General features: G+C 71.3%; 11 protein-coding genes. 4 read left to right on the top strand and 7 right to left on the bottom strand.

Features of this window, described 5'->3' with window-relative positions; all coding sequences use genetic code 11:
• The 3 genes from OU415_RS37480 to OU415_RS37470 all read right to left on the bottom strand — a co-directional run.
• A partial coding sequence (locus OU415_RS37480; RefSeq protein WP_456300270.1) for a WXG100-like domain-containing protein occupies positions 1-370 on the bottom strand: 370 nt, incomplete at its 3' end.
• Positions 371-375: 5 nt separating this feature from the next.
• Positions 376-696: a WXG100 family type VII secretion target gene (locus OU415_RS37475; RefSeq protein ID WP_270954520.1), complete on the bottom strand. Its 321-nt coding sequence runs from the start codon at positions 694-696 to the stop codon at positions 376-378.
• Between the two features lie 5 nt (positions 697-701).
• Entirely contained in the window at positions 702-1,160 is a 459-nt protein-coding gene (locus tag OU415_RS37470; RefSeq protein ID WP_270954519.1) for a YbaB/EbfC family nucleoid-associated protein, read from the bottom strand.
• Between the two features lie 283 nt (positions 1,161-1,443).
• Here OU415_RS37470 and OU415_RS37465 point away from each other — a divergent pair, with 283 nt between their 5' ends.
• Positions 1,444-1,887: a MaoC family dehydratase gene (locus tag OU415_RS37465; protein ID WP_270954517.1), complete on the top strand. Its 444-nt coding sequence runs from the start codon at positions 1,444-1,446 to the stop codon at positions 1,885-1,887.
• A gap of 15 nt (positions 1,888-1,902) precedes the next feature.
• Here the strand turns inward: OU415_RS37465 and OU415_RS37460 are convergent, their stop codons facing one another.
• The 4 genes from OU415_RS37460 to OU415_RS37445 all read right to left on the bottom strand — a co-directional run bounded on the left by OU415_RS37460 (position 1,903) and on the right by OU415_RS37445 (position 4,913).
• Positions 1,903-2,544, bottom strand: a complete 642-nt coding sequence (locus OU415_RS37460) for an adenosylcobinamide amidohydrolase (protein WP_270954515.1) — start codon at positions 2,542-2,544, stop codon at positions 1,903-1,905.
• Positions 2,541-3,491, bottom strand: coding sequence for a hydroxymethylglutaryl-CoA lyase (locus OU415_RS37455; RefSeq protein ID WP_270954513.1), 951 nt, complete (start codon positions 3,489-3,491; stop codon positions 2,541-2,543). Before OU415_RS37455 ends, OU415_RS37460 begins: the two co-directional genes overlap by 4 nt.
• On the bottom strand, positions 3,492-4,007 hold the full coding sequence (locus tag OU415_RS37450) for a PH domain-containing protein (protein ID WP_270954511.1): 516 nt from the start codon (positions 4,005-4,007) through the stop codon (positions 3,492-3,494).
• 78 nt (positions 4,008-4,085) lie between these two features.
• Positions 4,086-4,913, bottom strand: a complete 828-nt coding sequence (locus OU415_RS37445; protein ID WP_270954510.1) for a biotin--[acetyl-CoA-carboxylase] ligase — start codon at positions 4,911-4,913, stop codon at positions 4,086-4,088.
• A 75-nt stretch (positions 4,914-4,988) separates the two neighbouring features.
• On the opposite strand from OU415_RS37445, the gene OU415_RS37440 reads away from it, so the two are divergent.
• From OU415_RS37440 to OU415_RS37430, 3 genes are all read left to right on the top strand, one after another.
• Complete coding sequence (locus OU415_RS37440; protein ID WP_270954509.1) at positions 4,989-5,309, top strand: nucleotidyltransferase family protein; 321 nt, start codon at positions 4,989-4,991, stop codon at positions 5,307-5,309.
• Complete coding sequence (locus OU415_RS37435; RefSeq protein WP_270954508.1) at positions 5,306-5,650, top strand: HepT-like ribonuclease domain-containing protein; 345 nt, start codon at positions 5,306-5,308, stop codon at positions 5,648-5,650. Before OU415_RS37440 ends, OU415_RS37435 begins: the two co-directional genes overlap by 4 nt.
• Positions 5,651-5,730: 80 nt before the next feature.
• On the top strand, positions 5,731-7,458 hold a 1,728-nt coding region (locus tag OU415_RS37430; RefSeq protein ID WP_270954507.1), incomplete at its 3' end, for a Xaa-Pro dipeptidyl-peptidase.

The raw sequence follows: 7,458 nt of genomic DNA, 5'->3' as shown, positions 1-7,458 counted from the left end.
CCGCGTCGGTCTGCTTCGCCAGCGCCACCAACTCGCGCACCATCTGGACCTTCGCCGCGCCGACCTGCTCGGCCGCGTGGTCCAGGCGGTCCGCTGCCGCGTTGCACTGCTTCACCGACGCCGGCAGCGCACCGCCGTCGGCCACGAATCCGTCCCACTCCCGGCTCGCCGCCTGCGCGGCTTCACCGTCGAAGGCCCGCAACGCGCCCTGCGCGACGCTGTCCGCGTTGCCGGCCAAGCCGTCCATCGACTTCGCGGCGTCGCGCCACGCCATCGCGGACTCGCGCATCTTGTCCTCGTCGGCCTCCGGCCACTGGGCGCCCGCGCGCGCGGCCACGTCCCGGAGTTCGGCGGGAAGTTCGATGCCCACCGCGCTCACCCCCCTCCGGCGATACGCCTGAGTTCTTCGGCGTTGGCCGCGTCGACCTGCTTCGTGGTGTCCGCGGCGGCCGCGAACTTCGATCCCATGCCGCGCAGCCGCTCCGACATCCCGCCGAGGTCGGACAGCGCCTGCTCCGCCGGGCCGCAGTGGGCCTTCGCGAAGCTCGCGCCGATCTCGTCACCGCCCCAGCAATCGCCGGCCGACTCGACCGCCTCGCGCAGCGCGTCGGCGATCTTCTGCGCCTGGCCGGCGAGGTCTTCGAACTCGCCGGCGTGCTTGCTCAGCTGCCCGAGGTCGCTGCGGAATCCGCTCATGACCATCACGTCCGTTTCGTCGGGCTGTGCTGCAACCAGCTCGCCTCCGAGAAGTCCTCCTCCTCGGCAACATCATCGTCGATGGGCCGCGATTCGTTGCGCAGCACCGATTCCGACTCGCCGTCGGCGTGTCCGCCCAGCAGCAGTTCCGGATCGGTGTCCGCGGGCAGGACCGCGGCGAGCACGTCCGCGGCGCGCCGGGCCGCGGCCTGCGCCGCCTTCGCGCTCAGCTCGGCGATGGTCGCGGCGAGCTGGGCGGGGCGCAGCTTGTCGCAGACGTCGTTGGCCAGCAGCACCTCGCGGAGCTCTCCCCGCGCGCCGACCGCGACCTGCACGCGACCGTCGCCGGAGCTGGCGGTCTCGGCGATGGCGGCCAGCTCGCGGTGCGTTTCGGCAAGGCGTTCCCGACTGCGCTGGTAGTCCGCCATCAACTCGGCCACCTGGGCCTGGTGATCGCTCGGCACGGCCGCTCCCCTCCCCTGTCCGGTGGTCGGGCCTGTTCGCCCGTCGGACCTCGCAGCTGGCGCGGCGAAGCCCGGCTCGACACGGCAAAGCGGACGTCGGCGGCCCGTGAACCGCAGACCGCACGTCGTGGCTTGGACGTGCCCCGCAGCGCAGATGGTTCCACGTCGCCTTCACCTTTTTCCCGCCGAGCCGGGCAAGACACCGTAATGTCCGAAACCCCCGATACGGCCTGTGAGCACCGTCTCGCACGATGACGGCGACCGGCCCTGAGAGCATGGGGGCATGGCGAGGATCGCGTACGAAGACCTGACCCCAGGCCGGACTTTCGACTTGGGCGAGGTGAAGGTGGACCGGGCGGAGATGCTCGCCTTCGCCGAGCGCTTCGACCCGCAGCCGTTCCACCTCGACGAGGAGGCCGGGCGGAACTCCGTGCTCGGCGGGCTGTGCGCCTCCGGGTGGTTCACCGCGTCGCTGTGGATGCGCGGTTACGTGGACCACGTGCTGGCCGACTCGACGTCGCAGGGCTCACCGGGCGGCAACGAGCTGGCCTGGCTGGCGCCGGTGTTCCCCGGTGACGTGCTGCAGCTGGGCATGGAGGTCAACAGCCAGCGGCGGTCGCAGAGCAAGCCGAACCTGGGCCTGGTGGAGATCACCGGCACCGCCGACCGCGACGGCGAGCGCGTGCTGCGCTTCACCTTCGTCGCGATGTTCGGCACCCGCGACTGACGGAGCGCGAACCGGTCAGGTCCGGCCGTGGCGCGGGTTTTCGATCCGGAGACCCGCCGTCACCGCTGCGTGGACCGCGCGGGCCAGGGACGCACCGATGCGGGAGCGGGGGCCGCCGTAGAGCTCCGGTTCGCCGTCCCGGGGGCAGAGGATCGCCGTCGCGTCGGTGACCGTTCCGGTGCCCGCGACGCCCGATTCCACCAACGCTTGGGCCTTGGCCTCCGCCACCGTGGCCACCGCGTTGACCAGCGCGGCTTCGGTGAGGCGCACCGGTGACCAGCAGACCGCGTTGATCGTGCCCGGCTTCCAGGTCCGGGCTTCTTCCGGCGCCGCCGCCCAGACCGGCGCGTTGGCGCCGGTGGTCACGCTCGCCTGCACTCCGCCGTCCACCGCGGTGACCTCGTGGCGCACGTCGACCGCGGTCATCAGGCCGATGCCGTCGCCGGGAAGCCCCAGTTCGGCGGCCATCTCACCGGCGTGGGCCGTCGGGTCGGGGTGGGCGTAGTCGGTCACCACGGTGGCGTTGAGCACCCAGTTCCGCAAGCCGATGCCACCGCCGCGGGGCGCCGAGGAGATCGCCAGCCACGGCCGGGCGCAACGCCAGACCAGCACCGGCCGGTCCTGCACGGTGTGCAGGACCGGACTCGGTGCCGTCACGAGCTGAGCGCCTTGACCACGCGCGACGGGCTCGGACGCCCCAGCTGCTCGGCCATCCAAGCGCTGGTCGCGACGAGCTTGCCGAGGTCGACGCCGTGCTTGATGCCCAGGCCGTCGAGCATCCAGACCAGGTCCTCGGTCGCGAGGTTGCCGGTCGCCGACTTCGCGTACGGGCAGCCGCCCAGACCGCCCGCCGAGGAGTCCACAGTGGACACGCCGAGCTGGAGGGCCGCGTAGGTGTTGGACAGCGCCTGGCCGTAGGTGTCGTGGAAGTGCACCGCCAGGCGGTCCACCCCGATGCCGGCCGCGACGAACCCGCGCAGCAGCGCCGACACGTGACCCGGCGTGGCCACGCCGATGGTGTCGCCCAGCGACAGCTGGTCGCAGCCCATCTCCAGCAGCCGCTTGCCGACCGAGACGACCTGCTCGACCGGAACGGCGCCCTCCCACGGGTCGCCGAAGCACATCGAGACGTAGCCGCGCACCGACAGGCCCTCGCCGACCGCGCGCTGCACCACCGGCTCGAACATGCCGAACTGCTCGTCCAGGCCGCGGTTGAGGTTGCGCCGGGTGAAGGTCTCGGTGGCCGACGCGAAGATCGCGATGTCGCGGACCTGCGATTCCCGCGCGCGGTCCAGGCCTCGCGCGTTCGGCACCAGCACCGGGTAACGGACGCCGGGCACCCGCTGCAGGCCGGCCAGCAGCTCGGCGGCGTCGGCCAGCTGCGGGACCCACTCCGGCCGCACGAAGCTGGTCGCCTCCAGCACCGACAGCCCGGCGTCGGCCAGGCGGTCCAGGAACTCCAGCTTCACCTCCACCGGGACGGCCTGCTTCTCGTTCTGCAGCCCGTCGCGCGGTCCGACCTCCCAGATCGTCACCGCATCCGGCAGCTCGACCGGCTCCGGAGCGGCCACCTGCATCGGCAGACCCAGTTCACGCGCGTCCATTCAGCTCTCCCTGCGGTAGTCCCAGTCATCCCGAGGGTCGTCGTTGACCTCGCGGTAGAGCAAGGTGTGGACCTTCTCGACCTGCGGGATGTCGTCGAACTCCAGCGGCTCGTCCGAGGCGGACTCGACGACGAGCGTGCCGCAGCCCAGCATCCGGTCGACCAGACCGTGCCGGAAGCGCACCGAGTTGATCCGGGACATCGGGATGTCGATGCCGGTGCGGGTGAAGACGCCCTCGCGGACCATCAGCCGGTGCGTGGTGACCACGAAGTGGGTGGTCCGCCAGCGCACCAGCGGCGCGAGGGTGAACCAGATGACCAGGACCGCGCCGACCACCGCCAGCGCGATCCACGCAGGCAGGTGCCAGGACATGGGCGCGAGCAGCGCCGCCGCGTACGACCCGCCGCCCACCACGACGAAGAGGATCAGCACCGGGACGATCAGCATCTTCCAGTGCGGGTGCTTGTGCACGACCACGAACTCGTCCTCGCCGAGCAGGTCGTCTGGGTAGGCCACCGGGTCCCCTCCTCTAGCCGCATCGCGGATCCCCGGTCACGTTACCGCCCGCAGTCGTCCGGATGCGGCAGTCGTCGATCAAGCTCGCCGCACGTGAACGACATCACCCGCCGAGACGGCGGTCGTCCGGCCGCTGTCGGTGCGCACCACGAGCCGACCTTGGTCGTCGATGTCGGTCGCGACGCCCTGCAGCTGCTCAGCGGGCCCGAGCTCGACGCGCACCTGCTGGCCCAGGGTGCTGCACAGCCGCCGGTACCGGTCGAGCAGTCCGTTGCCCACCACGTCGCCGGATGCGGCCCGCCAGAGGTCGTCCGCCTCGGCGAACGCCGTGAGCAATGCCACTGCGAACGCTTCGCGGTCGACCTCCGCGCCTTCGGCGGCCAGCGAGGTCGCCGGGAGCCCGCCCGCGCCGCGGGGAAGTTCGTCGCGCTGCTGCAGCACGTTGATGCCCATGCCCAGGACGAGCGCCAGCCCGTCCGGCCCGGTCACCGCTTCGCCGAGGATCCCGGCCGCCTTCAGCCACTCCCCGTCACCGCCGAGCAGGAGGTCGTTCGGCCACTTCATCGAGGCGGGCACGCCGGTGGTGCGCTGGACGGTCTCGGCGAGGGCGACACCGGCGATCAGCGGCAGCCAGGCCACTGCGGAGTGCGGCACGTCGGGGCGCAGCAGGACGCTCACGAACAACCCGCGACCGCGCGGCGAGGTCCACTGGCGCTGCATCCGGCCGCGCCCGGCCTGCTGCTCCTCGGCGATCAGCACGGTCCGGTCGGCAGCGCCGCGAGCGGCGGCGGCCGCGAGGTCGGTGTTGGTCGAACCGGTCACGGTCACCACGTCGAGCGCGTTGTAGGGCCCGCCGTCGACCAACCGGGCCCGCAACCGCCCACCATCCAGCAGCACAGGAGTCACACCCCCAGCGTATTCCGCGACTGGACCGCCCTCCCCAGGAGCTGGGATGATGCGTTCCAGCAGGAGGGAGGAGCCATGACCTCGGTCGTCGACGCGCCGCACCGCCGGATCACCCTCGACGAGGTTCGCGCGCACCGCGATGAGATCTACCGGATCGCGGAGCAGTACGGCATCAGCAACATCCGGGTGTTCGGCTCCGTCGCCCGCGGTGAAGCCGACGACGACAGCGACCTGGACCTGCTGATCGACGTCGCGCGCGGCAGCAGCCTGTGGGACATGTCCGGATTCGCGCTCGACGTCGAGGAGCTGCTCAACGTCTTCACGCAGGTCGCGACTCCGAACGGCCTGAAAGAGCGGATCCGGGACAACGTGCTCGCCGAGGCGGTGCCGATTTGAAGCGGCAGACGCCGGAACGCCTGCAGGACATGCTCGACTTCGCAGAGAAGATCCAACACCGAACGCCGCGAGACCGGAAGGCGTTCGAGGCTGACGAGGTCCTCCAAACTGCATTGCTGCACTGGATCGAGAACCTCGGCGAGGCGGCCAACGGTGTTGACCGCGAGATCCAGCGAAAACACCCAGGAGTGCCGTGGCGGCAGATGATCGCCATGCGCAATCGGATCACGCACGGGTACTTCGACCTGGACCTGAACACCGTGTGGAACGTCGTCGATCGCGAAATCCCGAAGCTCCTCCCGCAGATCCGAGCGATCCTGGCCTCCGTCGAGGGCGAGTAGCGCCCGGCACACTTTCGGCTGTGCCGGTTGGTGATCTTGGGTCGTAGGCTGCCTCCGAGATCTTCTCGGAGGTGGGCACTTTGCGGAGAAGTCGCTGGTGGGCGCTGCCGTGCGCGGCGCTGGTGCTGTCCGGGGTCGCGCCCGCCGCGGCCGCCGGGCCGGCCGCGGAGCAGGTTCGGGACGGGCGCAGCCAGCCCGTCTTCACCGCCGAACCGGTGCGCGAGACGGTGTGGGTGGAGACCGGGCTGGACGGGGACGGCGACGGCGTCGTCGACCGGGTCGCCGCGGACGTCGTCCGGCCGTCGGGCACCGACCAGCCGGTTCCGGTGATCATGGACGCCAGCCCGTACTACTCGTGCTGCGGGCGCGGCAACGAGAGCGAGCTGAAGACCTACGACGAGCAGGGCCGCCCGGTCGGCTTCCCGCTGTTCTACGACAACTACTTCGTGCCGCGCGGGTACGCGACGGTGCTGGTCGATCTGGCCGGCACCAACCGCTCCGAGGGGTGCGTGGACGTCGGCGGCCCGTCGGACATCACCTCGGCCAAGGCTGTCGTCGACTGGTTGAACGGCCGCGCGCCCGGTTTCGACGCGCCGTCGGGCGGTGGCCAGGTCGATGCGGGCTGGTCCACCGGGAACGTCGGCATGATCGGCAAGTCCTACGACGGCACGATCGCCAACGGCGTGGCCGCCACCGGGGTGGAAGGGCTGCGCACCATCGTGCCGATCGGGGCGATCAGCTCCTGGTACGACTACTACCGCTCGGACGGCGTGTCCTTCGGCTTCGACCCGGCCGGGCTGGCCCGCACCGTCGAGGAGGGCGGCCGCCCGGACTGCGGCCCGACCAAGCAGGAGCTCACCGACGGCGCCCCGGCCAACGGCGATGTGACTCCACTGTGGACCGAACGGGACTACGTGCCGGACGCGGACAAGACCACCGCCAGCGTGTTCGCGGTGCACGGCCTCGGCGACCTCAACGTCAAGACCGTCCAGCTCGGGCAGTGGTGGGACGCGCTGGCCGCGCACGACGTGCCGCGCAAGCTGTGGTTGAGCCAGACCGGGCACGTCGACCCGTTCGACTTCCGCCGCACCGAGTGGGTCGACACCCTGCACCGCTGGTTCGACCGCTGGCTGCTGGACGTGGACAACGGGATCGACGAGGAGCCCGCCGCCAGCGTCGAGCGCGCTCCCGACGTCTGGGCCGACGAGCCGACCTGGTCCGGCGAGCTGGCCGAGAACACCGTGCTCCACCCCCGCGAAGACGGGCTCGGACCGCAGCCCCAACCGGGCGGCACCGCCTCGTTCACCGATGATCCATCGCTGGACGAGTACGACTGGGCCGCCGCTCCCGATCAGCCCTCGCCCGCCCGCGCGCTGTTCAGCACCGCTCCCCTGAGCCGTGACGTTCGAGTCGCCGGGACCGGGTCGGTCACGGTCACCGCCACGCCGAGCACGCCGACAGCCCACCTGTCCGCGATGCTCGTCGACTACGGACCGGCCACCACCCGCGACTACCTCGGGCGCGGCGAGGGCATCCGCACGCTGGAGACCGAGTCGTGCTGGGGAGAGAACCGCCCCGGCGACGACGCCTGCTACCGCGACACCGAGGCGACCACGCGCGACGTGGACTTCGAGATCATCTCGCGCGGTTGGGCCGACCTGGCCAACCACGAGTCGCTGTCGCAGGAGAAGCCGCTGGAGCCGGGCAAGCCGGTGACCATGACGTTCCGGCTGGCCACCACCGATCACGTGCTGCCCGCCGGACACCGGTTGGCGCTGATCATCGGCGGCACGGACAGCGCGTTCATC

This window comes from Saccharopolyspora oryzae (genome assembly GCF_027853915.1).
In the GTDB taxonomy this organism is placed as follows: domain Bacteria; phylum Actinomycetota; class Actinomycetes; order Mycobacteriales; family Pseudonocardiaceae; genus Saccharopolyspora; species Saccharopolyspora oryzae.
The sequence above is the reverse complement of the archived record's forward strand: the minus strand, read 5'-3'. Positions and strand labels throughout refer to the sequence as shown.